The sequence below is a fragment of the Rhizobium sp. BK196 genome, assembly GCF_014193255.1.
GTDB lineage: Bacteria > Pseudomonadota > Alphaproteobacteria > Rhizobiales > Rhizobiaceae > Rhizobium.
In genome coordinates this window covers 557,359-580,562 of record NZ_JACHZB010000001.1, presented here as the reverse complement: position 1 = coordinate 580,562, position 23,204 = coordinate 557,359, and the positions used below count along the sequence as shown (strand labels likewise).

The 23,204-nt window shown below is 62.5% G+C and carries 20 protein-coding genes, 1 pseudogene and 1 riboswitch; of the genes and pseudogenes, 15 read left to right on the top strand and 6 right to left on the bottom strand.

Annotated features, from left to right (window positions below; genetic code table 11):
• Nucleotides 1-98: 98 nt before the first annotated feature.
• Nucleotides 99-868, top strand: a pseudogene (locus FHT78_RS03145) (SDR family oxidoreductase).
• 42 nt (nt 869-910) lie between these two features.
• Here FHT78_RS03145 and FHT78_RS03140 read toward each other — a convergent pair.
• Nucleotides 911-1,405 carry a MarR family transcriptional regulator gene (locus tag FHT78_RS03140; protein ID WP_183740394.1) on the bottom strand — a complete coding sequence of 165 codons (495 nt, stop codon included), beginning with the start codon at nt 1,403-1,405 and terminating at the stop codon, nt 911-913.
• Between the two features lie 103 nt (nt 1,406-1,508).
• Here FHT78_RS03140 and FHT78_RS03135 point away from each other — a divergent pair, with 103 nt between their 5' ends.
• Complete coding sequence (locus FHT78_RS03135) at nt 1,509-1,808, top strand: DUF1330 domain-containing protein (protein ID WP_183740391.1); 300 nt, start codon at nt 1,509-1,511, stop codon at nt 1,806-1,808.
• Nucleotides 1,809-1,923: 115 nt separating this feature from the next.
• Entirely contained in the window at nt 1,924-3,147 is a 1,224-nt protein-coding gene (locus FHT78_RS03130) for an adenylate/guanylate cyclase domain-containing protein (RefSeq protein WP_183741830.1), read from the top strand.
• Here the strand turns inward: FHT78_RS03130 and FHT78_RS03125 are convergent.
• A complete protein-coding gene (locus FHT78_RS03125; protein WP_183741828.1) occupies nt 3,133-4,923 on the bottom strand; it encodes a chloride channel protein in 1,791 nt (596 codons plus the stop codon). The genes FHT78_RS03130 and FHT78_RS03125 overlap by 15 nt on opposite strands.
• Before the next feature lie 206 nt (nt 4,924-5,129).
• Nucleotides 5,130-5,526: riboswitch (cobalamin riboswitch) on the top strand.
• A gap of 350 nt (nt 5,527-5,876) precedes the next feature.
• Here FHT78_RS03125 and cobU point away from each other — a divergent pair.
• The 5 genes from cobU (at nt 5,877) to FHT78_RS03100 (ending at nt 13,049) form a co-directional block, all read left to right on the top strand.
• Nucleotides 5,877-6,386: a bifunctional adenosylcobinamide kinase/adenosylcobinamide-phosphate guanylyltransferase gene (cobU, locus tag FHT78_RS03120; protein ID WP_183740388.1), complete on the top strand. Its 510-nt coding sequence runs from the start codon at nt 5,877-5,879 to the stop codon at nt 6,384-6,386.
• Between the two features lie 4 nt (nt 6,387-6,390).
• A complete protein-coding gene (gene cobW / locus FHT78_RS03115; protein ID WP_183740385.1) occupies nt 6,391-7,437 on the top strand; it encodes a cobalamin biosynthesis protein CobW in 1,047 nt (348 codons plus the stop codon).
• Between the two features lie 9 nt (nt 7,438-7,446).
• A complete protein-coding gene (gene cobN, locus FHT78_RS03110; protein WP_183740382.1) occupies nt 7,447-11,565 on the top strand; it encodes a cobaltochelatase subunit CobN in 4,119 nt (1,372 codons plus the stop codon).
• The gene (cobO, locus tag FHT78_RS03105; protein WP_183740379.1) at nt 11,558-12,190 is read left to right on the top strand and encodes a cob(I)yrinic acid a,c-diamide adenosyltransferase; all 633 of its coding nucleotides are present in this window, start codon (nt 11,558-11,560) and stop codon (nt 12,188-12,190) included. The genes cobN and cobO overlap by 8 nt, the downstream gene beginning before the upstream one ends.
• Nucleotides 12,191-12,401: 211 nt before the next feature.
• Nucleotides 12,402-13,049, top strand: coding sequence for an isochorismatase family protein (locus FHT78_RS03100; protein ID WP_348644700.1), 648 nt, complete (start codon nt 12,402-12,404; stop codon nt 13,047-13,049).
• On the opposite strand, the gene FHT78_RS03095 is transcribed toward FHT78_RS03100, so the two are convergent.
• The gene (locus FHT78_RS03095) at nt 13,046-13,831 is read right to left on the bottom strand and encodes a TSUP family transporter (protein WP_183740376.1); all 786 of its coding nucleotides are present in this window, start codon (nt 13,829-13,831) and stop codon (nt 13,046-13,048) included. The genes FHT78_RS03100 and FHT78_RS03095 overlap by 4 nt on opposite strands.
• A 110-nt stretch (nt 13,832-13,941) precedes the next feature.
• Between FHT78_RS03095 and FHT78_RS03090 the strand changes: the two genes are divergently transcribed.
• The 6 genes from FHT78_RS03090 (at nt 13,942) to cbiB (ending at nt 19,803) form a co-directional block, all read left to right on the top strand.
• A complete protein-coding gene (locus FHT78_RS03090; protein ID WP_183740373.1) occupies nt 13,942-14,361 on the top strand; it encodes a cobalamin biosynthesis protein in 420 nt (139 codons plus the stop codon).
• A gap of 168 nt (nt 14,362-14,529) precedes the next feature.
• Complete coding sequence (locus FHT78_RS03085) at nt 14,530-15,480, top strand: nucleoside hydrolase (RefSeq protein WP_183740370.1); 951 nt, start codon at nt 14,530-14,532, stop codon at nt 15,478-15,480.
• 195 nt (nt 15,481-15,675) lie between these two features.
• Nucleotides 15,676-16,524 (top strand): uroporphyrinogen-III C-methyltransferase, encoded by an 849-nt coding sequence (cobA, locus tag FHT78_RS03080; RefSeq protein ID WP_183740367.1) that lies wholly within the window; start codon nt 15,676-15,678, stop codon nt 16,522-16,524.
• On the top strand, nt 16,521-17,828 hold the full coding sequence (locus FHT78_RS03075; protein ID WP_183740364.1) for a cobyrinate a,c-diamide synthase: 1,308 nt from the start codon (nt 16,521-16,523) through the stop codon (nt 17,826-17,828). Before cobA ends, FHT78_RS03075 begins: the two co-directional genes overlap by 4 nt.
• Nucleotides 17,825-18,826, top strand: a complete 1,002-nt coding sequence (gene cobD, locus FHT78_RS03070) for a threonine-phosphate decarboxylase CobD (RefSeq protein WP_183740361.1) — start codon at nt 17,825-17,827, stop codon at nt 18,824-18,826. The genes FHT78_RS03075 and cobD overlap by 4 nt, the downstream gene beginning before the upstream one ends.
• The gene (gene cbiB / locus FHT78_RS03065) at nt 18,823-19,803 is read left to right on the top strand and encodes an adenosylcobinamide-phosphate synthase CbiB (protein WP_183740358.1); all 981 of its coding nucleotides are present in this window, start codon (nt 18,823-18,825) and stop codon (nt 19,801-19,803) included. The genes cobD and cbiB overlap by 4 nt, the downstream gene beginning before the upstream one ends.
• Here the strand turns inward: cbiB and FHT78_RS03060 are convergent.
• Complete coding sequence (locus FHT78_RS03060; RefSeq protein ID WP_183741824.1) at nt 19,800-20,912, bottom strand: MFS transporter; 1,113 nt, start codon at nt 20,910-20,912, stop codon at nt 19,800-19,802. The genes cbiB and FHT78_RS03060 overlap by 4 nt on opposite strands.
• Nucleotides 20,913-21,014: 102 nt before the next feature.
• Entirely contained in the window at nt 21,015-21,251 is a 237-nt protein-coding gene (locus tag FHT78_RS03055; protein ID WP_246517212.1) for a DUF1127 domain-containing protein, read from the bottom strand.
• A gap of 175 nt (nt 21,252-21,426) precedes the next feature.
• Between FHT78_RS03055 and FHT78_RS03050 the strand changes: the two genes are divergently transcribed.
• Nucleotides 21,427-22,338, top strand: coding sequence for an agmatinase (locus FHT78_RS03050; RefSeq protein WP_183740353.1), 912 nt, complete (start codon nt 21,427-21,429; stop codon nt 22,336-22,338).
• A gap of 53 nt (nt 22,339-22,391) precedes the next feature.
• Here the strand turns inward: FHT78_RS03050 and plsY are convergent, their stop codons facing one another.
• On the bottom strand, nt 22,392-23,051 hold the full coding sequence (gene plsY / locus FHT78_RS03045; RefSeq protein ID WP_183740351.1) for a glycerol-3-phosphate 1-O-acyltransferase PlsY: 660 nt from the start codon (nt 23,049-23,051) through the stop codon (nt 22,392-22,394).
• Between the last annotated feature and the right edge of the window lie 153 nt (nt 23,052-23,204).

Sequence of the window (23,204 nt, the reverse complement as noted above, 5' to 3'; positions counted from 1 at the left end):
GATGTGCGCGCGTTCATCAGCGTCGTTCACCTATTGCCAAATTAGTTGACTGAGTCCATTAATTGTTCCGATGCAGCCGGTCGAGAGCGATGAAAACCATGAGCATACTGGATAGATTTTCACTGGCGGGCCAGGTGGCGCTCGTGACCGGCGGCGGCCGCGGCCTGGGCTTCGAGATGGCACGCGCACTTGCCGAGGCCGGCGCGCATGTCATCATTACCGGACGGACGGCGGCGACGCTGGAAGATGCCGTAAGGACGGTCCGCGCCGCCGGCGGCACGGCGCAGGCGGCCGCGTTCGACATCGTCGACCGAGAAGCCCAGCATGGGCTGATGGCCGACATCGAAAAGCTCCATGGCCGTCTCGATATCCTGATCAATAATGTCGGTGCCCGCGACAGGCGGCCGCTGGCCGAATTCGACGACGATGCCATCATCGAATTGCTGCGCACCGATCTCGCGGCTGCGACGACGCTCTCGCGGGATGCCGCCGCGCTGATGAAGCGGCATAATCATGGCCGCCTGATCGCGGTGACCTCGATCAGTGGCCATGTCGTCATGCCCGGCGACTGCGTCTATCCGGCGGCCAAGCAGGGCCTGACCGGCCTAATGCGCGGCATGGCGGTCGAGTTCGGCCCGCACGGCATCACCAGCAACGCGATTGCACCCGGCTGGTTCGCCACCGAGACGAATGCCGCTATGGCTGCGAACGAGGAACTGATGCCCTTCGTGCGCCAGCGCATTCCGGTCCAGCGCTGGGGCCGCCCGGATGAGATCGCCGGCGCGGCGCTGTTTCTTGCGAGCAGTGCTGCCTCCTTCGTCAATGGGCAGTGCTGACCGTGGACGGCGGCATGACGGTCAGGATGTGAGCGGAAATGTCCGCCACGATCCTAGCGGCATTTGTGCTGCTTCTACTCTGAACGTGTGGAGATTGGTTCAGGAGGCGGTTCTTCCGATGTTGCGGATGAGGTCCGGGCGAGGACATTGCCGATATCGGTCAGGAACGTCAGCAGCAGATTAAACTCGGCCTCACTGTAGGTCTCCAGCAGTGCGGCCATCGCCTCGCCATGCTCCTCATAGAGCGAGCTGGCGCGTGCCGAGGCCTCGGGACAGGCAACCAGGACAAGGCGGCGCTTGTCCGTCTTATCGCGTCGCCTGACGACGAAGCCGGTCGCCTCGAGCTTGTCGATCAATCCGCTGACCGTTCCGACCTTCAACCCGACCTCGCGCGACAGGGCCGTCATGGACAGCGGGCCGAGTTGCTCCAGCAGACGGAAGCACTTGAATTCGGTGCCGGTCAAACCAACCTTTTCGGCCATCTTCTGATGGAACAGCACGAGCCTGGCCGAAAACAGCTGGACCGTCGGAATGTAGCGCGCGAGGCGGCCGGTTGACTTTTGCGGCAAAACGTTTAGATCTCCGAACTAATTGTTTCGATATTCTAAGTAATCGTCGGCGTCATGTCGATACTCTCGCATCGCTGTCCGGCCCTGTCAGAGGCAGAGATCGATGAGCGCGTATTTCATTCTCGAAATCCATCCCGATATCGAAGATCAGGCGATCGATGATTATCTCGCATGCATATCACCTGACGTGGCGTTCCATGGAGGCAACGTCCGATCCTGTGGAGGCAAGGTCCAGGCGGTTCAGGGAGACCGTCAGATGAACAGGCTCGTCATCATCGAATTCCGCACCGCCTCCATCGCGCGCGAGTGGTATGACGAGGTAAAACAGGCGAATGAAGATGATGCCAGGTATCATTCTCTGCGTGCCTGCCCGGCGGTCGTCGTCGCTGGACTCGATGGCTAGCAACTTCAGCCGGCGCGGCGATCTCCTGATGGTGCGGCGGCGCGGTTCGGAAACGCCGCCCATTCGCCCGATTTCGCGATCATAGGATTGTGACGGTCCATGTGGAGATTCCAAAATTAGCGATCATATTCATTGGCTTATAGAGCAGGGAATCTCGAGCGAGCATATTGGCGACCTCGTTGCAGGCTTGTGCGAGCGGCTGATCGCGGAGGGCTTTCCGATCTGGCGGGCCAGTATAACGATGCCGTCCCTTCATCCGATGTACCGCGGCGTCTCAGCCAATTTCGTGCGAGGTGGGACAACGACCATCGAAAATTCCGAACACGGCGGGATCGAAGAGCGCAACTTCGAGAGAACGCCGACATTCCATCTGCTGAGCCGCGGTGAAAGAAAGGGGCGCTGGAATTTGGCGGACGGAGAGGGGCTCGAGTACCCGCGGCTCAAGGAATTCGCGCTTGCCGGGGGCACGGATCACGTGATCAGCATTTTCGAGTTTCCGAAGGAGGTCGCGTTGCGCGGCTTCAGCCTGGCGCTGACCAGCGACGCATCGGGCGGATTTTCCGACGAGCAGCTGACGACCGTCGCAGAGCTTATTCCGGCTCTGGGGCTTGCCTGCTACCGCATGGCCGCATCGAAAACCGCCGCCGATATCCTGGCCGTCTACACGGGCGCCAGGACAAGCGCACGCATCCTTGCAGGCGAGGCGCAGAGAGGCAAGGGCGGATCCATCAATGCTGCGATCCTGCTTGCCGATCTCCGGAATTTCACAGCATTGACCGAGGTCTATCAGCCGGGCGAAATCGCCGGGTTTCTGGATGCGCATTTCGAGTTGATCGGTCGGCATGTCGAGGAGAATTCCGGAGAGATCCTCAAATTCATGGGCGACAGCGTGCTGGCGATCTTTCCGATCGGCAGCGGGGAAGGGGATGATCCCGAAAAGGCTTGCCGTGCAGCGCTCGCCTCGGCCCGGAACATGCTGAAGGCCAACGAGGCGCTGAACCGGGAGCGGACAGGCAAGGGTGGGCCTGACATCGGTGTCGACGTCGTCCTGCACCTCGGAGAAGTGTTTTACGGAAATATCGGCGCCCGCGGCAGGCTCGACTTCACCGTGATCGGCAGGGCCGTCAACGAGGCCTCGCGGATCGAGAAACTCTGCGGCGAACTTGGCCAGCCGCTTCTGATGTCGGAAAGCTTCGCGGCTGCCTGCGGTGTCGCCTGCGAACGCCTGGGATCGTTCGAGTTGCGCGGCGTTTCGAAGAAGGCCGACGTGTTCAAGCTCGCGGATCCGATTGTGGCATCGGCTCGAAAATCGGCGGCAAAAGCCTCAGATCTCGCCTGACACCTCGCGGCGCCGACGGTCGAGTTCTTCGCTGTAGCGGCGCAGCGTGTGGCTTTCGCTGAGCTGGCCGATTACCTTGCGCTCGATGAGGTTGTTGACGACGGCGAGCGCTTCGCTTTCCGTCTTGTCGAAGATCGCGGCCGCCTGTTTGGCGTTCATCTGCGGCTGCAGGAAATCGTTCTTATAGCGGATGAAATCGCCGAGATTCTGGGCTTCGTCCTGCGCGCTGGTGGGGTTTGCGTAGATTTCCGGCACGAGAACGAGGCCGGCATATTTGTCGCCCTCATCGACGAGGATGACACGCTGCGTCGAGCCGATGGGGAAAGCCTCCTTGAATGCGTCCAGCGTTATCCCGAGTTTTGCGCTCTTCACGTCTGAACGCATCAGCTTGTCGACGGTGAGATTGCGGATCCAGCCGACATCATGAGCGCTGCGGATGCTTTCGCCGCGCAAGTGAAAGCGCCATGTGGCGAAGGAGTAGCCGAAGGTCGTGCGCACCACGAGCGAGGAGGTGATGACGGCGGCGAGCACCAGCGCGGTGATCGGAAAGTCGCCGGTGATCTCCAGCGCCAGGAAGGTCATTGTCAGCGGCCCGCCGATGACGGCGACGGCGAGCGAACTCATGCCGACCACGGCATAGATTACGGGCGTCAGCGTCGCATCGGCGAAATAGGGGGCGGAATAGGCAAAGAGCTTGCCGAGCAGCGCGCCCATGAAAAGCGAGGCGAAGAACAGGCCACCCCTGAAGCCGGAGCCGATGGAGACGGCGGATGCCACCGATTTCAGAAGGAAGAGGCCGATCAAAGCAGGAATCGTGATCTCGTGGGAGAGGTTCAGATGCAGCGCGCCGTGGCCGGCGGCCAGCACCTGCGGCGAGACCAGCGCCAGCAGGCCGACGACGATGCCGCCGAGCGCCGGGCGGAAGGGCAGTGCGATGGAGCTCTTGCGCGCCAGTTCCTCGACGAAGGAGACGCCTTGCATGATGAGGATGCCGACGCCGGCGCAGAAGGCGCCGAGCGCGATGGCCGGCACGTAGTCCGCCGGCTGGACAACGCCGAAACTGCCGACATCGATAATGAAATCGCTGCCGGCAAGAAGGCGCGCAACAAGGGTTGCGACAAGCGCCGAGACGACGACAGGCGTTAGCGAGATGATGGTGTAGGTGCCGATGATCAGCTCGAAGGCGTAGAAGGCCCCGGTCAGCGGCGCGTTGAAGGCGGCAGCAATCGCACCGGCCGCGCCGCAGCCGACGAGGACGCGCATGTCAGCGCGGCGCAGCTGCAGTTTCAGGCCGAATTTGGAGGCGATGCCGGCCGCAAGCTGCGTATAACCGGCTTCCAGGCCGACGGATGCGCCGAAGCCGTTGGAAATGAGGTTCTGGATGGCGACGAGGATGCTGTCCGTCAGCGAGAGGCGGCCGCCGTGCAGGGCATTGGCCTCGATCGGGTCGACCATCGGCTTCTTGCGCCATTTGGCGAGAATGAAGAGCAAGAGGCCGAGCAGCATGCCGCCGGCAACCGGGGCGGTCATCAGTAGAAACTTGCTGTCGATCTGCGAGGCGCTGAGCCTCGTCGTGCCGTCTATGCCGAAGATCAGGCTGTGCATCTCTTCCGAGACATAGCTCATGGCAGTGACTGCAAGCCCCGATACGATGCCGACAAGCGCGCCGGCAAAGACCATGCCCACCTCGCTGTGGCGAATGAGCGCGCGCAGGCGTCCCGGATCGAAGGCTGTGCCAAGAGGGCCGAGGCGGCGAATATCCATTCGGGAGAGCATCATGGGGAAAGTAGGCGGCAGGAGTGGGGGTCAAGGGCGGAGCCGGCATCCGCATGGGCGGCAATTGCCGCAAAATACCGACGGAGGCGTAAAGTTTTTGTGACGTAAGCCTTTGATTAAAGACGACAATGTGGTCGTGTAAGTCAAGATGAACATGAGCGGGACGTTGCGCGGCAATTGACATGGGGGTTGCACGCGCTTAACCATGGATCCACATAATGGATGGTTCCGGATCGGCCTCACGCCTTCCGGATGAAAAGGGAATGTGACGGGGCGGACCCAAGCCGGGCGCCTTCATCACAGCCGACCCCGCGACTGTAGAGCAGTCAGGGTCTTCCGTCCGGTATTTCGACTGCTGCGCCGACGGTCTTGCATTCTGCAAGCGGGCAAGGTGGAAGAAGTGCCGGAAAAGCCACTGGAAATGCATCGTGATCAGCCGGGGCAGGACGCCTCTCTTTCTACGAATCGTCCGTCCTTTCACGAGATGCAGCCGGGAAGGCGAGGCAGATCCGCTGGCACGATCAGGGGCGACCGGAAACGGTCTGCCCCTGTCGCGGCCGAGAACTGCGAGCCAGGAGACCTGCCATCCGTGCCGGGCATAATGCCCAATTGGGCGTTTTGCCCGCTGCCAGCACGGAGGTTGTCTTGGCTGAAGGATGTTATTCAGCGCTGCCTCCGGTGGTGCGTATAAGAGATCGTCGGCCGGGAGCTCGAAATGATGGAGCCTTGGTGCCTGTCATTGGACGTCAGCCGGCGCGTGTTTTTCTCTCCTCCCTCATTCCTGTGCTTGTCACAGGAATCCAGCGTGGCCAAGTCCTTGGACACACTAGACTCATTTCACATTGGCATGGATTCATTCACGGCGCAGAGGCGCCGTGGCTGGATTCCTGTGACAGGCACAGGAATGAGGGAAGTAGAGGAGGCCGTGCCCATTCTCAACGGGCGGTGTCGTCATGACTGCCACCTTCATCCTCGGCGGCGCCCGTTCCGGCAAATCCCGCTTCGCCGAAAATCTCATCACCGCAAGCGGTCTCGAGCGCCACTACATCGCCACCGGCCGCGCCTGGGACGACGAGATGCAGGCGCGCATCGACCAGCACAGAGCCGATCGCGGCCCCGCCTGGACCACGCATGAGGAGCCGCTCGATCTTACTGAACGCCTCGCGGCCATCGACGCGGAGGGCACGGCTATCCTCGTCGATTGCCTGACGCTGTGGCTGACCAACCTGATGATGGAAGGGCGCGATATCGCTGTCCAATCTGCCGCCCTTGCTGCCTTTCTGCCGCAGGCAAAGGCGCGGCTCGTCATCGTTTCCAATGAAGTCGGCCTCGGCATCGTGCCCGCGAACCGCATGGCGCGGGAGTTTCGCGACCATGCAGGCCGGCTGCACCAGATGATCGCGGCTTCGGCCTCGGATGTTTATTTTATCGCAGCGGGTCTGCCGCTGAAAATGAAGGGTTAGTTCCATGCAGCAGAAAATCCCCGCAACCGTCATCACCGGCTTTCTCGGCGCCGGCAAGACAACGATGATCCGCAACCTGCTCACCAATGCCGGCGGCAAAAAGATCGCGCTCATCATCAACGAATTCGGCGATCTCGGCGTCGATGGCGACGTGCTGAAGGGCTGCGGGGCGGAGAATTGCACCGAGGATGACATCATCGAGCTCACCAATGGCTGCATCTGCTGCACCGTGGCCGACGATTTCATTCCGACCATGACGAAGCTTCTGGAGCGCGAGCAGCGCCCGGACCATATCGTCATCGAAACCTCGGGCCTTGCACTGCCGCAGCCGCTCGTCGCCGCCTTCAACTGGCCGGATATCCGCAGCGAAGTCACCGTCGATGGCGTCATCACCGTGGTCGATAGTGCGGCCGTTGCCGCTGGGCGTTTTGCCGATGACCACGATGCCGTCGATGCGCGCCGTGTCGAGGATGAATCGCTCGATCATGAAAGCCCGATCGAGGAACTGTTCGAGGATCAGCTGACCTGCGCCGACCTGATCGTGCTCAACAAGACCGATCTGATCGACGCGGACGGGCTCGGCCGCGTGAAGAGCGAAGTCGCCTCGCGCATTGCCCGCAAGCCTGTCATGATCGAAGCGAAAAACGGCGAGGTGCCGGCAAGCGTACTGCTCGGCCTCGGCATCGGCACGGAAGGTGATGTGGTCAACCGCAAATCTCATCATGAGCTGGAACATGAGGATGGCGAGCCGCATGATCACGACGAATTCGACAGCTTCGTCGTTGAGCTTGGCGCTGTCTCGGATACTGCAGGTTTCGTCGAGAAGCTGAAGGGCATCATCGCCGAGCATGACGTGCTGCGCCTCAAGGGCTTCATAGACGTCTCCGGTAAGCCGATGCGCCTGCAGCTGCAGGCCGTGGGTGCCCGTATCGACCAGTATTTCGACCGCGCCTGGGCGCAGGGCGAAGCGCGCAGCACGCGCCTCGTCGTCATCGGCCTGCACGAGATGGATCAGGACGCTGTGCGCAAGGCGATCGTGGCGCTGGTCTAAGGGGTTTCGATGCATCTGCTTCTGGCTCAACAGGGAACGATCAGCGACGGGGATGAGGCCATCGACCTCGGCCAGTCGCCGGGCGATATCCTGTTCCTCTCGGCTGCCGATACTGAGCTTGCGGCGATCGCCGAGGCTCATGCCGGCGGGGCGAGCGGGCATAGCTTGCGGCTTGCGAGCCTGATGAGCCTGAAGCATCCGATGTCGGTCGATAGCTATGTCGATCGGACGGCGCGGCATGCGAAGCTGATCATCGTGCGGGCGCTCGGGGGCGCGAGCTACTTTCACTACGCGCTGGAGGCATTGCATGCGGTCGCCGCCCGGAACGGGGCGCTGATTGCAGTGCTGCCGGGGGATGCGCGGCCGGATGCGGGGTTGACGCCGTTTTCCAATGTGGCGCTCGAGGATCTGAATGCGCTGTGGGCATATCTGATCGAGGGCGGTGACGCCAATGCGCGGGGCTTTCTGGCCTATGCTTCGGCGATGCTCTCGGGTTCGGAGAAACCGGCGCCGGCTGCGCCGTTGATGAAGGCGGGGATCTGGTGGCCGGGGCGGGGGCTTGTTGGGGTGGAGGAGTGGCGGAAGCTTGCTGGTTCGTTCTTCTCCCCAGCGGGGAGAAGATGCCCGATAGGGCAGATGAGGGGGGCGAGCGACGCAAGGAGTGAGCAGTGGGAGCGCGACGTTGATGTTTGCGGGGTGGCCCCCTCATCCGACCCTCCGGGCCACCAGCCGGGGTCGAGCCACGGGTCTCGACCCGTCCTCCGGACCCCCGCTGGGGAGAAGGGACAGGCAGCACCTGTTGTCGCCATCGCCTTCTACCGCGCCCTCGTCCAGAGCGGTGAAACCCGCCCCGTCGAGGCCCTGATCGAAACCCTGCAGGCACAGGGCCTTCGCCCGTTGCCGATCTTTGCCTACAGCCTCAAGGACCCCGTTTCCCAGGGCATCCTCGAAGCTATCTTCGCCGATCTCAAACCTGACGTTGTCATCAACACGACGGGCTTTGCCGTCTCCGCACCCGGCGCCGATCGCGAGCCAACGGTGTTGGAAGCCAACGATGCCATCGTGCTGCAGGCGATCTTTTCCGCCTCGTCGCGGGAGGCCTGGGCCGGTTCGTCGCAGGGACTGTCGGCGCGCGATCTCGGTATGAATGTCGCCCTGCCGGAGGTGGATGGCAGGGTGCTGTCTCGCGCCGTCTCCTTCAAATCAGCCGCGCGCTACGATGCGGCTGTCGAAGCCAATATCGTTTCCAGTGAGCCGGATGCCGGGCGCATGAAATATGTGGCTGCGCTTGCGGCCAACTGGGCGAGGCTGCGGCAGACGCCGGCGGAGAGCCGACGGGTTGCGCTCGTCATGGCGAACTATCCGAACCGCGACGGACGGCTCGGCAATGGTGTCGGCCTGGATACGCCGGGCGGCACCATCGAGGTGATGCGGGCGATGGAGAGGGCCGGTTATCCGGTCGCCGATATTCCTTGTGATGGTGATGCGCTGATAGGGCATCTGATGGCGGGGCCGACCAATACCGGCTTTGACGGCAAGGTCGTGCGCGAGACGCTTTCCCTGAGTCGATACAATGATTTCCTGGAATCTCTTCCCGCTCAGATTCAGGATGAAGTCAACGCGCGCTGGGGGGCGCCGGAGAGTGATCCCTATGTCCGCGATGGCGCTTTCGCCCTGCCTTTTGCGCGGTTCGGCGACTTGCTGATCGGCATCCAGCCGGCGCGCGGCTACAATATCGATCCGAAGGAGAGCTATCACTCGCCCGATCTCGTGCCGCCGCACGGCTATTTCGCCTTCTACGCTTTCCTTCGCGAAGAGTTCGGTGCGGATGCCGTGATCCACATGGGCAAGCACGGCAATCTGGAATGGCTGCCGGGCAAGGCGCTGGCGCTGTCGGAGGCCTGCTATCCGGAAGCGATCCTCGGGCCGCTGCCGCATCTCTATCCCTTCATCGTCAACGATCCCGGCGAGGGCACGCAGGCCAAGCGCCGCACGGCGGCTGTTATCATCGACCATCTGACACCACCGCTGACGCGGGCCGAGAGCTATGGACCGCTCAAGGATCTGGAGGCGCTGGTCGATGAATATTACGAGGCGTCGGGTGGCGATCCCAGGCGTATCCGGCTGCTGTCGCGGCAGATCCTCGAGCTTGTTGCCGATATCGGGCTGGATCGCGATGCGGGGATTTCCAAGGGCGAGGCGGAAGGCGAGGCGCTGAAGAAGCTCGATGCCTATCTTTGCGATCTCAAGGAAATGCAGATCCGCGACGGGTTGCATGTGTTTGGGGTGTCGCCGGAAGGGCGATTGCTGACGGATCTCACCGTGGCGCTGGCGCGGGTGCCTCGTGGGCTGGGTGAGGGTGGTGATGCGAGCCTGCAGCGGGCGATTGCAGGAGATGTGTTGAAAAAAACCTCCCCAACCGTTTCCGGGGTCGAGCCACGGGTCTCGACCCGTCCTTCGGACCCCCACAAGGGGGAGGGACTAGCTGGGTGCACCGTTTCAATTTCGCATACGGCTGCTGAGGTTGCCGCAAGCGCGGCGGCAAGTCCCTCGCCCTTGTGGGGAGGGGTTGGGGAGGGGGCTTCTTTCGACCCCCTCGATTGCGATATGGCCGCTCCCTGGACAGGCTCGCGCCCGCCAATCCTGGCCGATGTCCTCGACGCCCCCTGGCGCACCAACGGCGACACCGTCGAGCGCGTCGAACTGCTCGCCGCCAAGCTCGTCTCCGGCGAACTCGCTTGTCCACCCCTCTGGTCCCTGACCAAAGCCGTGCTCGACGAGATCGAAGCCCGCCTCAAGCCCTCCATCCTCGCCTGCGGCCCGGCCGAAATCACCAGTCTGCTGCGCGGCCTCGACGGCCGATTCGTCCCGCCCGGCCCATCCGGCGCACCGACGCGCGGGCGGCCGGATGTCCTGCCAACGGGGCGGAATTTCTACTCCGTCGATAGCCGTGCGGTGCCCACACCTGCAGCCTACGAACTCGGCAAGAAATCCGCGGAATTGCTGATCCGCCGCTATGTGCAGGATCACGGCGAGTGGCCCGTTTCCTTCGGCCTGACGGCCTGGGGTACCTCTAACATGCGCACCGGCGGCGACGATATCGCTCAGGCATTGGCGCTGATCGGCGTCAAGCCGGTCTGGGACATGGCCTCGCGGCGCGTCACCGGCTACGAGATCGTCCCGCCCGCTATGCTGCGGCGGCCGCGCGTCGACGTGACGCTGCGTATTTCCGGCTTCTTCCGTGATGCCTTTCCCGAACAGATCGCGCTCTTCGACAAGGCGATCCGAGCCGTTGGCGCGCTGGATGAGGATGCCGTCGACAACCCGATCGCCGAGCGTATGCGCGGGGAGGCGGCGCGGCTGACTGCTGCCGGGCTCGATGAGAAGGCCGCGGCAAAGCGGGCCGGCTATCGTATCTTCGGTTCCAAGCCCGGCGCCTATGGCGCCGGCTTGCAGGCGCTGATCGACGAGAAGGGCTGGGAGCGGCGCGCCGATCTCGCGGAAGCCTACCTCGTCTGGGGCAGCTATGCCTATGGCGCGGGCGAGGAGGGACAGGCCGAGCGCGGAATTTTCGAGGAGCGGTTGCGCTCCATTCAGGCGGTCGTGCAGAACCAGGACAATCGCGAGCACGACCTGCTCGACAGCGACGATTACTACCAGTTCGAAGGCGGCATGGCGGCTGCGGCCGAAGCGCTTGGCGGTGTGCTGCCGACGATCTATCACAATGACCATTCGCGGCCGGAAAAGCCTGTGATCCGCTCGCTGGAGGAAGAAATCGGGCGGGTGGTACGTGGGCGTGTCATCAATCCGAAATGGATCGAGGGCGTGATGCGCCATGGCTACAAGGGGGCTTTCGAGATTGCCGCCACCGTCGATTATCTCTTTGCCTTTGCCGCGACGACGGGAGCTGTCGGCAACCATCATTTCGAGGCGGTCTATCAGGCCTTCGTCGCCGACCCCAAGGTGCGCGATTTCATGGCCGAGAAGAACCCGGCCGCCTTTTCCGAGATGAAGGAGCGGCTCGTGGAGGCGATCGACCGCAAGCTCTGGACGCCGCGCAGCAACTCAGCGCAATTCGATCTCAGTGAACATAACGAAACCAAGAAAAGAGCAGGCAGCCATGAGTGATGAGCCAGTAGAGACAGCCGAAAAGGACGACGCCCGCCATGCTGAGAAGATGGCGAAGAAGAAGGCCGCCCGCGACAAGATCATGGCAAAGAAGACGGACGAGAAGGGCCTGATCATCGTCCACACCGGCAAGGGCAAGGGCAAGTCTTCGGCTGCTTTCGGTATGATCTTCCGCCATATTGCCCACGGCAAGCCGTCTGCCGTCGTGCAGTTCATCAAGGGCGCGATGTGGACCGGCGAACGCGATCTCATCGAAAAGCATTTTTCCGACATCTGCCAGTTCCACACGATGGGCGAGGGCTTTACCTGGGAAACGCAGGATAGGGCACGTGATGTGGCGGCGGCGGGTGCGGCCTGGGAAAAGGCCAAGGAACTGATCCGCGATGAGCGCAATTCCATGGTGTTGCTCGACGAAATCAACATCGCACTGCGCTATGACTATCTCGATATCAACGAGGTGGTGGCGTTCCTGAAAGCCGAAAAACCACACATGACGCATGTCGTGCTGACCGGCCGCAACGCCAAGGAAGAGTTGATCGAGATTGCCGATCTCGTGACCGAAATGGAGCTTGTCAAACATCCTTTCCGCTCCGGCATCAAGGGGCAGCCGGGCGTGGAGTTCTGATCCCGAGTTGACGAGATGGCTTCTCCTTTTTGATCGCCTGTCAATTCCAGGGCAGGACGATCATCAGCGAAAGCGGCGCAGCCTATCAATGACGCCAGAGGTAATGGAAGCCGGGTCGGTCTGGATCAAGTTCAGGTCGCGGCTTGGTGATTTGACAGGCGTGAGGGGAGTCCGGAGATTTGCGGTAATCCCTTCCCCGGAGGAGACACCAGTGAAAAACTTTTTCCCTGAGACAGTTGTAGCATTCGCCATCTCTGTGTTTGGTGCATCTGTCGCGCAGGCGACGATCATCGACGACTGGAACACTGTGAAGGCGCCGGCGGCACCGACGCTGAAGCCTGTCAGCGTCGATACGTCAGATACGGCTCTGCTGCTCCTCGATTTCAACGGCGCACAGGACCCCTCCAAGGGGCCGTGCAACACGAAGACCAAGCCGCGCTGCATCGCCTCGCTGCCGAAGGTGGAAAAGCTGATGGAAGAGGCGCGCAAGAGCGACTTGCCTGTCGTTTACAGCATCACCGGCGGCGCGACGAAGGGCGATATCGCCACCGTTCTGGCGCCGAAGAAAGGCGATGCGGTCGTACAATCCGGCGCCAACAAGTTCATCAACACCGATCTCGAAAAAATCCTGACCGAAAAGCACATCAAGACCATCATCGTGACCGGCACAGCATCCGAAGGCGCGGTGCTGAATACGGCAGCCTATGCGGCACTGAAGGGCATGAACGTCATCCTCCCCGTCGACGGCATGTCATCGGCCGACCCTTATGCCGAACAATATGTCGCCTGGCATTTCGCCAATGCGCCGGGTGTATCGGCGAAGACAGTGCTGACCACGATTGATCAGATCAAGTTCTAAACCCCGAACCAGACACGCAGCGGGTTTGCGGGATCGGCCAGAAGTTTGATCGCAAAAGCGATGCAGACGATGACGAGCAGCGGCTTGATGAGCCTTGCGCCGATGCGCATGGCGAGCCGCGAGCCGAGCTGCGCGCCGAGGAACTGGCAGGCACCCATCAGCAGGCCGATTTTCCAAAGCGTCGCCCCGAAGCTTGCGAAGACGACGAGCGCGCCGAAATTCGAGCCGAGATTGAGAAGCTTGGTATGGGCGGTTGCCTTCAGCATGCCGAAGCCGGCAAGCGTGACGAAGGCCAGCATGAAGAAGGAGCCGGTGCCGGGGCCGAAGACGCCATCATAGAAGCCGATGACCGGCACCAGCGTCAGCCCGAAGAGGAAGGGTGTCATCCGGCGGTGCGTGTCGGAATCATTCAGGTTCGGCTTGACGGCGAAGAAGATGGCGATTGCGACCAGCAGGACCGGCATGATCGCCCGCAGCACCTGACCGGGAACGAGTGTGGCAAGGGCTGCGCCGAGCGCGCCGCCCATGACCGCCATCAGCGCCATCGGCAATTGTTCCGAGAGCTTCACATGGCCCTTGCGGGCATAGGCGATGGTTGCCGAAGCCGCGCCGAAGAGGGATTGCACCTTGTTGGTGCCGAGCGTCTGCAGCGGGGGGATGCCCGCTATCAGCATAGCGGGGACGGTGATGAGGCCGCCGCCGCCGGCGATGGAATCGACGAAACCGGCAAAGAAGGCAGCCGCGCAGAGCAGCAGAAGCAGATGGATGGCAATGTCAGGCAAGATGCTATTCCGGGAGAGGTATGCGGGGGGATTTCGGCGGCCTTGTTGCATTTCCTGCCTTGAGCTGCAATGGCTCCGGGGACACAGCGGAGCGCATTCGACTGACGGGAATGAGCGAAATCACCATTGATGAGACAAGGCGGCATGTGCTCGGGCTCGGTTGCGAGCGCAGGGCGCCTGATAGCGAGGTGATGGCGCTTGCCGTCGAGGCGTTGAGGGCGGCTGGTATCAGCGGGGCTGAGCTTGCGGCTGTTGCCTCGATCGATAGCCGCGCGCAAGAGCCGGCGATCCTCGCCGTTGCAGCGCATTTTTCCGTGCCTGTCCTGTTCTTCGATGCGGTGCGGCTGGAGAAGGAGACGCCGAGGCTGAGAAATCCTTCCGAGATCGTCTTTGCCCGCGTCGGCTGTCATGGCGTTGCCGAAGCCGCTGCCCTTGCGGCGATCGGCGAGGCTGCGGAGCTGGTGCTCGGTAAGATCAAATCTCGGCATGCGACAGCCGCCGTCGCCCGCATCGGGTTGCACAAAGCCTGACGGGCGTTATGGTGGCGGCATCTCGCGGTGCCGTCCGGCTGCCCAGCGATTCGAATCCGGAGCATCTTCGTTTTTTGAATCACGAATGTGCTCTATCTCTTTGTTTTCATGCAGTTCCGGGCGCAAAACCGCTGCAGGTTTTTGCTGGAATTGCTTTGGAGGATACATATGCACAAGGTCATTTATGACACAGATCCGGGCGTCGACGACGCAATGGCTCTTCTCTTCCTGCATCGCCATCCCGAGATCGATCTCATCGGCATCACCACCGTCTTCGGCAACGCTTCGGTCGAGACGACGACGCGCAACGCGCTGTTCCTGAAGCGGGAGTGGGATATTGCGGCACCTGTTGCTAAGGGCGCCAGTGTCACTATCGATCCCAACCGCCACGAACGTCCGTGGCCGACCATGGTGCATGGCGAAAACGGCCTCGGCGACATGCCGGTGCCCGATCTCATCGACTTGCCGGTCGATCCGCGCCCGGCGCATCGTTTCATCATCGAGACCGTGCGGGCCAATCCGGGCGAGGTGACGCTGGTAGCCGTCGGCCGCATGACGAACTTGGCGCTGGCACTGAAGGAAGACCCCGAGATCGCCGGCCTCGTGAAGGACGTCGTCATCATGGGCGGCAATTTCTATGTGCCGGGCAATGTTTCGCCGGTCGCCGAAGCCAATATTCATGGCGATCCGGAAGCGGCCGATATCGTGCTGACCGCGCCGTGGAAGGTCGTCGTCATCGGTCTCGATGTGACCGCCGTGACGACGATGAGCCGCAGCTATCTCGGCGACATGGCAGCCAAGGGCGACAAGGCGGTCAAGCAGCTCGACGCGCTCTCGCAGTCCTATATCGACTTCTACAAGCACGCAGTCGAAGACGGCATGATGGTTCATGACAGTTGCGCCAGCGTCTATGTCGTGGCCCCGGAATTGTTCAAGACCATCACGGGCTCTGTGCGCGTCGTCTGCGGCGGCATTGCCGATGGCCAGACGGTTATCAAGCCGGATGGCCGTCGCTTTCCGCCGGGCGAGTGGGACGGCCTGCCGAGCCAGATCGTTGCCACTGGCATTGAGTCGGACAAAGTGATCGAGCTGATCCGCGATACGCTTCTGCGCGTTTGATTGCCTCATACGGGCCGGATGCGCGATCCGCGGCCGGCCCGTCTTCAATTCCGGAATCCAGTCAATCGTTTATCTGGATAGCTTGCAAGCTTGATTCCGGCTCTTGCGGAGTTGATTCAATCCAGTTTCGTCAACTTCCAATGCTCGGCCCTCGACGCCGTTGACCTCGTGATCGGGCGGGCCTAGATCAACGAAATGATCGATAGTGCATTTTCCCATCTGCCGGCGTTGGAGCCGGGCAGTGTCTGGCTTGTTGGTGCCGGTCCGGGCGATCCGGGCCTGCTCACTTTGCTGGCTGCCAAGGGGCTCGCGGAAGCCGATGTGATCGTCCATGATGCGCTGGTCAACGAGGAATGCCTGAAGCTCGCACGAACCGGCGCGGAGCTCGAATATGCGGGAAAACGCGGCGGCAAGCCGTCTGCCAGGCAGCGGGATATTTCGCTTCGGCTGGTGGAATTGGCGCGGGCCGGTAAACGCGTGCTGCGGCTGAAGGGTGGCGATCCCTTCGTCTTCGGGCGCGGTGGGGAAGAGGCGCTGACGCTGGTCGAGCACAATATACCGTTCCGCATCGTGCCGGGTATTACCGCCGGGATCGGCGGGCTTGCCTATGCCGGCATTCCGGTGACGCATCGTGAAATCAACCATGCCGTGACCTTTCTCACCGGCCATGATTCCTCCGGCATCGTACCCGATGCGGTCAATTGGGAGGCGATCGGCAAGGGCTCGCCCGTCATCGTCATGTATATGGCGATGAAACATATCGCCCAGATCAGCGCCAACCTGATCGCATCGGGCCGTTCGGCTTTCGAGCCCGTGGCTTTCGTTTGCAATGCAGCGACCGGCGACCAGCAGGTGCTGGAAACGACGCTCGGTGAAGCCCCCGATGCAGTCGCCGCCTCCGGGCTGGAACCGCCGGCGATCGTCGTCGTCGGTGAAGTGGTGCGGCTGCGCGCCTCGCTCGACTGGCTTGGCGCGCTCGGCGGCCGCCGCCTGCAGCCGGATCCCTTCAGACATGCCGGCGGGCAAGGGAGGGAGACAGCATGAGCGGGTTGCTGATCGCCGCACCATCCTCCGGTTCCGGCAAGACGACGGTGACGCTCGGGCTGTTGCGGGCGCTGCGCAATCGCGGTGTGGCCGTCGCACCCGGCAAGGCCGGCCCCGATTATATCGATCCGGCCTTCCATGCTGCCGCGAGCGGTTCGCTCTGTCTGAATTTCGATCCCTGGGGCATGCGGCCGGAGCTGATTTCGGCCAATGCGACGCTGCATCGTTCCGGCGACCGCGTGCTGCTCATCGAGGGCATGATGGGCCTGTTCGATGGTGCGGCAGACGGGCGGGGCACGGCGGCCGATCTTGCGGCCCAGCTCGGGCTTTCGGTCGTGCTGGTCGTCGATGCCTCGCGGCTGTCGCAATCGGTGGCGCCGCTTGTCAGCGGCTTTGCCGGTTTCCGCGCCGATGTGCGCATTGCCGGCGTCATCCTCAACAAGGTCGGCAGCGATCGGCATGAGGCGATGCTGCGCCAGGCGCTGGAAGCGATCCGCATGCCCATCATTGCCGTCATCCGCAAGGATGCGATGCTGGCCTTGCCGGAGCGGCATCTGGGGCTGGTACAGGCCGGAGAACATGGCGCGCTCGATGCGTTCATCGACTATGCGGCGAATGCCGTTGCCGAAGAGTGCAATTTCGAATTTCTCATGCGCATCGCGCGGCAGGGCATGAACCGGCCGTCGGCTGCCAATATTGCCAGGCTGATGCCCTTTGGCCGGCACATTGCCGTTGCCCGCGATATCGCCTTTGCCTTCTGCTACGAGCATATGCTGCTCGGCTGGCGGCGGCGCGGCGCGGAGATTTCCTTCTTCTCACCGCTCGCCGACGAAGCTCCGTCCGACGCTGCCGATGCGATCTATCTTCCGGGTGGTTATCCCGAACTGCATGCGGGCAGGCTCGCAGCTTCGCAGAATTTTGCAGCGGGCATGAAGGCTGCGGCGGCGCGCGGCGTGCGCATCTATGGCGAATGCGGCGGCTACATGGTGCTCGGCGAGGGCCTGATCGACGGGGGAGGCGTGCGCCATGAAATGCTCGGCCTGCTGCCGGTCGTCACCAGTTATGAGACGCGCAAGCGGCATCTCGGCTATCGCCGTGTCACGCCGCTCGTCGGCGCCTTCTTCGACAAGCCGATGACGGCGCATGAATTCCACTATTCGACGATTGTCTCCGAAGGGGAGGCCGACCGGATGTTTGCCACGCAGGATGCGCTCGGCAACGATCTCGGCCTAGCCGGCTTGCGGCGCGGGCAGGTGGCCGGCTCCTACATGCATCTGATCGATCTTGCGGGAGCAGCCGCATGAATGCGCCGATCGTGCATGGCGGCGGCATCACCGCTGCGGCTGCGAGTTTCGGCGGCCGGCTGGAGGACTGGCTGGATCTTTCGACCGGCATCAATCCCAATCCGGTGGCGCTGCCGGAGATCCCTGCAAGGGTGTGGCACCGGCTGCCGGACCGGCATCTGGTCGAGACGGCGCGGCACGCGGCGCGGGATCATTATCGCAGCGGTACGATCCTGCCGCTGCCGGTTCCTGGCACGCAGTCGATCATTCAGCTCCTGCCGCGGCTTGTTCAACCAGGTAAGCGGGTGGCCATCCTGTCGCCGACCTATGGGGAATACGCTCGCGCTTTCAGCTCCGCTGATTTTGTGGTCGATGCGGTCAGCGATATCGATGACATCGGTGCGGAGCATGGGCTGGCGGTCGCCGTCAATCCGAACAATCCGGATGGCCGGATCCATGCGGCCGACAGGCTGGAAGCGCTGCATGACCGGCTGAAGTCGGGAGGCGGCTTTCTGGTCGTCGACGAAGCCTTCGGCGATATGAGCCCGGAAACGAGCCTTGCTCCGCATGCGGCAGGGCTTTCGAACCTGATCATCTTCCGTTCCTTCGGAAAATTCTTCGGGCTGGCGGGGCTGCGGCTGGGCTTTGCCATTGCGCGGGGCGATATTCTCGAGCGTTTCGAGGACTGGCTCGGCCCCTGGGCCGTATCCGGGCCGGCGCTTGCGATTGCCGGTTCGCTGCTGAATTCTGATGTCTCCGGGATCGCCGGCTCGATTGCCGAGCGACAGGCAGGCCTCCATGCGGTGCTTGCCGGGGCCGGCCTCGTCATTGCCGGTGGTACGCCGCTTCTTACGCTTGTTGCCGACGCCAGAGCCGGTGACATTTACACGACTCTCTGCCGCCATCATATTCTCGTCCGCCGGTTCGATTACGCGCCGGACTGGCTGCGCTTCGGCCTCGCACCGGATGCTGCTGATGATGCAAGACTTGCTGCGGCCCTTCGGAGCTTTGACCGATGAATATCGATGAACATTTTCTCGTGCTGGTTCTGGCGCTGCTGCTCGACCGCATCATCGGCGATCCGCAATGGCTGTGGACGCGCGTGCCGCATCCGGTCGCCATCTTCGGCCGGGCGATCGGCTATTTCGACCAGCATTTCAACCGAGAGAGCTTAAGCAAAGCGCAGCGCCGGCAGAATGGCGTGGTGGCGATCCTCGTGCTCTCGGCGCTCGCCATCGTCACCGGCCTGGTGCTGCACTGGTTCTTCATGCTCTTCGGCCCCGTCGGTATCCTGCTCGAAGTCTTCTGCGTGGCGATTTTCCTGGCGCAGAAGAGCCTGTCGGATCACGTCGCGGCGGTCGCAGCGGCGCTGAAGAGCGAAGGCCTCGTCGGTGGGCGCAAGGCGGTGTCGCGCATCGTCGGGCGTGATCCGGAAACGCTGGATGAGCCGGGTGTCTGCCGTGCGGCAATCGAGAGCCTCGCCGAGAATTTTTCCGATGGCGTGGTGGCGCCGGCCCTCTGGTTTGCGATCTTCGGCCTGCCGGGCCTGTTCTTCTACAAGATGCTGAATACGGCGGATTCGATGATCGGCCATCGCTCGGAGAAATATGTCGATTTCGGCTGGGCTTCTGCCCGGCTCGACGATATCGCCAACTGGCCGGCCGCGCGTCTCTCCATCCTGCTGATCGCCGTCGGTGCCGGCATCCGGCGCGGCACGACCGCCTTCCGTGATGCGTTCAAGGTCGGTATCCGCGACGGCAAGCTGCACCGCTCGCCGAATTCCGGCCGCCCGGAAGCGGCCATGGCCGGCGCGCTCGATCTCCAGCTTGCCGGCCCGCGCGTCTATTCGGGTGTGGTGGTGCGTGAGCCTATGATCAACGGCACGGGCCGCGACGTGGCGACGGCGGGCGACGTCGAGGACGGGATTTCGGTCTTTCAGGCGAGCTGCATGGCGCTGACGCTGCTTACCTTCGTTGCCTTCGTCTGCCTGCTTTAGCTCCGCCATCTCTCCGCCATCAAAAGCGCCGCCAAGACACAACCCAGCAGGCCAAGCGATAGTGGCAGGCCCTGATGGCCGATCAGCTGCATCGCCACGCCCGTCGCGGGCGAGCCTGCGATGCCGCCGAGGCCCCAGACGAGGGCGAAGGCGGCGTTGCCTGCGATGAGGGACTGACCGGTGAAGCGTTCGCCGAGCTGGATCAGCGACAGGGTGTAGATGCCGAATGAGACGCCGCCCCAGGCGAAAAACAGCGGCCAGATGAGCCACGTATCGAAGAGCAGCGGCAGGAGCAGGCAGCCGGCGAGCGAGGCGAACACGCAGAAGAGCAGGGTATGGCGCGAGCCGAATTGTTCGGCGAGGCGGCCGAGGACGATCTGCAGCACGGCATTGCCTGCGATGAAGCAGGTGATCAGCGCGGCGATGCGCGGTTCGGGGCTACCGAGGGCGGCCCCATAGACGGCAAAGAGGGCAAGCAGGATCTGTTCGAAACCGGCGGCGACGAAGACGGCGGCGAGCAGGAGCGGTGCCAGCGTGAAGAAGCCGCCGACAGATATGGTTTCGCCCTCCTGCGGCATGTCGGGCAGTCGTCTTGCGACGGCAAGCACGATCAGGCCGCAGACGAGGAAGGCGAAAATGCCGATCAGGAAGGGTGGCCAGCCCTCCGTTCCGACAAGGCCTAGGGATAGCGGGCCGATGGCGAAGCCGCCTGATACGACGGACGAGTACAGGCCCATGATGCGGCCACGGCGCGCGGCGGGCGTGATGGCGAGCAGCCAGGTTTCGCTGATCACGTAGAGCGGATTGGCGAAGACGCCGAGCAGGAAGCGCAGCGGCATCCAGGCCCAAAGATCCTGCGTCCAGGCAATGGCGATCAGGCTGAGTGCTGCAAGGATAGAACAGAGGATGGCAAGCCGCCCGGCGCCCACGCGATGTGACAGGGCAGGAATGAAGGGTGCGGAGAAAATGAAGCCTGTTGGCGTCATGGCGGCCGAGAGGCCGATCAGGCCTGATGATGTTCCCTGCCGCTCCAGAATGAAGCTCAGAAGCGGATAGGTCAGGCCCTGCGCCATGGCGAAGACCGTGACGGTGGCGATGATGCCTGCCATCGCGGCCCACGGAATGCGATCTTCGCTTGACGATATCGGGCTGCGCGGGTCGATCGTTGCGGCTGGAGGAAACTGAGTGTTGTCTGTCATCGGAGATTCGCCTCACACGCGCCAGAAAAAGCCGGTGGTCTCGGAGCCTGCCTGTTGGTCCGTCAAGCCGATATCGTCAATCAGTACGGGGCTGATTTTGGACCGTTGCTTCCGTTCGCGGCGGATGCGGATGCGCCAGAACCAGCGCGCGATCGCGCTTCGCAGGATGATCAGACTGTTGTGCCGGCGCGCCGACTTGCGATGCGGGGCGGATGCAAGGGTGCAGCAATCGCTCATGATGAGCTCCATGGGGTTTGAAGGTCCGGAAACTTGGATTTCGCATCGGGCCTTCGATTTCAAAGGATGCTGGAGTCTGGAGGATGCCGCGCGGGGCGTAATTAAGCGCTTCCAAAAAGTTCGCAAAAACTTCCAAAGGGACTAAACAGGGCAAAACAGGATTCCGCCTTATCAGGACAACAAGGACATGACCGCCTCATCTTCCTTTCTCGGCCTTCCAGATCGCCTGGCCGATGGGCGTTTGCCCCGTGCGGTGATCTTCGCAGCCGCGCACGGCAGTACCTATCCCGGCAAGGACAGCAGCGGTTATGCGCTGGCCGCCGGTGCCATCCGCACTGCGAGCTGGGAGGATGCCGGTCTCATCGAGCATTGGGATTTCGATCTCGGCGGCCCGCTGTTTTCCGGCAGGCCGATCTCCTGCGTCGATGTCGGCGACATCAAGACCACCATGCATGACAATGCCGGTAACCGCGCCCGGATCGAGGCGAAGACGCGCGAAATCCTGGCGCTATCGGCTGTACCGATCCTGCTCGGGGGCGATTGTTCCGTGACCTTTCCCTTCCTCGCCGGCTTCGCGGATCAAGGGTCGGTCTGGGTCCTGCAGATCGATGCCCATATCGACTGGCGCGACGAGGTGCATGGCGAGCGCTACGGCTATTCAAGTCCGATGCGCCGGGCGAGCGAGATGCCGCATGTCGCCGGTATGGTGCAAGTCGGCCTGCGCAGCGTCGGCAGCGCGCGCATCACCGAGGTGGAAGCGGCGCAACGCTATGGCAGCCGCTTTGTCACTGCCCGCGAGATCCACACCGTGGGTATCGAAGCCGCTCTCCGGCATATTCCCGAGGGAGCGCAGGTCGTCGTCACTCTCGATTGCGACAGCATCGATCCCGGTATCATGCCCGGCGTGGCGGCGCGTACCCCTGGTGGCCTTACCTACACGCAGGTGATCGACTTGATTGCCGGCCTCGGCAGGCGGGCGAGAATCGCCGGGTTCGATCTGGTCGAATTTTATCCACCTGCTGATATCGACGGCCTGTCGGCGCTGACCGCGTCACGCGTGCTCGTCAATGCAGTCGGCGCCATCGTCAGGCAGGATTGAAACGCTGCTTGCTCTGGCAGCAAGAAGCGTATGGTGCCTGTGCGTTTTCGATTCTAGGCGACTTTGCCCAGACGTGGCTCCGTCCCAGCCAGCAGCCGCCTGATATTGGCGCGATGGCGTATAATCACGTAGAGGCCGCCCGATATTACCAGCAGCCGATAGGGCAACGGTTGCTCTAGGCCGCAGACGAGAGCGATGGCCGTCAACGCTGCCAGCATCGAACTCAGGGAAACAATGCGGAAAGCGGCCAGCGCAAGGCAGAAAACTGCCGCAGCCCCTAAACCGACGGGCCAGGACATTGCCAGCAACACGCCGAGCCCCGTCGCAGCAGACTTGCCTCCCGTAAAGTTCAGCCAGATCGAACGGCCATGCCCCAACAGCACGCCAAGGCCGGCCAGGCAAACAGTCCAGGGCTCCGCGCTTTGCAGGTCAGGTGCTGTCGGTGGGATGCCCGATGAGACTGTCGAGAACCAGAGATAAAACCAGCGGGCAAAGACGACTGCTGCGACACCTTTCAGCACATCGATCAGGAGAACCGCCAAGGCAGGCCATTTACCGAGCGTTCTGAGTACGTTCGTTGCTCCGGTGGATCTGGAACCATGCTCGCGGATATCCATGCCCTTGAGCAGTTTGCCCGCCAGATAGCCCGTGGGCAGGGAGCCGAAGAGATAGGCGACCGCCAGTCCAACCAGACTTGCTATCCAGAAAACCATGGGTGTACCTCGACGCTCTATTTTCAGCCCGTAATTATCTGATCGAACACGATTAAACCAGCCGTCCCTAGAATGCCACGCGCCTGAGCGGACGAAATTGTCCGCGGGAATGCCGAGATCGAATGGCGTCAGGCGGGATGGTTCCAACCCGGC